Source organism: Streptomyces sp. AP-93 (assembly GCF_022808175.1).
In the GTDB taxonomy this organism is placed as follows: Bacteria; Actinomycetota; Actinomycetes; order Streptomycetales; family Streptomycetaceae; genus Streptomyces.
Genome location: NZ_JALGBX010000081.1, coordinates 1 through 728, shown reverse-complemented (window position 1 = coordinate 728; position 728 = coordinate 1). Strand labels below are relative to the sequence as shown.

The window sequence follows — 728 nt, the reverse complement described above, 5'->3', positions numbered from 1 at the left end:
CGATGTGTGACGAACGACCTGGACACCCTCGCAACGGCACTCTATGCCCGGATCGACGACGAGTTGAAGGCTTCGCCCTGGCTGGCTCCGTGGCGGCCCGCCGTCGGAATCGCACCCACGCTCAGCGATGCCGAGCTGGTCACTCTCGCGGTGATGTCGGCGCTGCTCGGTTACACCTCCGAGCGGCGCTGGCTTCGCCGCGTCGAGCGGGACTTCGGCCGCCTGTTCCCCTACGTGCCCCAGCAGTCCGGCTACAACAAACGGCTGCGCGGCGCGTCCTCGCTGGTCACCAGCGTGATCCGGATCCTGGCGCGGGACACCACACTGTGGAGTGACGACGTCTGGGTGGTCGACTCCACCCCGGTCGGCTGCGGCTGCTCCCGTGAAACGGCCAAACGATCAGACCTGGCGGGCTGGGCCCAGTACGGCTACTGCGCATCACACTCCCGGTACTTCTGGGGACTTCGGCTGCACCTGGTCTGCACGCTCGGCGGCCTGCCCGTCCTCTTCGCCCTCACCGGCGCGAAGGCCGACGAACGCGAGACGCTGCGCGACATGCTCGACACCGCACCAGACGTCGCCGCCTCCCACCCCAGCCAGACGATCATCGGTGACAAGAACTACTACGGCCGCGCGTTCGAGGACGATCTCGCTGAGCGTCACCTGAACCTGCTGCGACCGGCCCGCAAGGGAGAGGCCGAGCGGGCCGGCTCGCATCTGTTCAGGCC

The 728-nt window shown here is 68.1% G+C and carries 1 protein-coding gene; it reads left to right on the top strand.

The features are described 5' to 3' along the window. Positions 1–6: 6 nt before the first annotated feature. Positions 7–728, top strand: a 722-nt coding sequence (locus MTF69_RS42680; protein ID WP_243342216.1) for an IS982 family transposase, incomplete at its 3' end; no start/stop codon positions are given.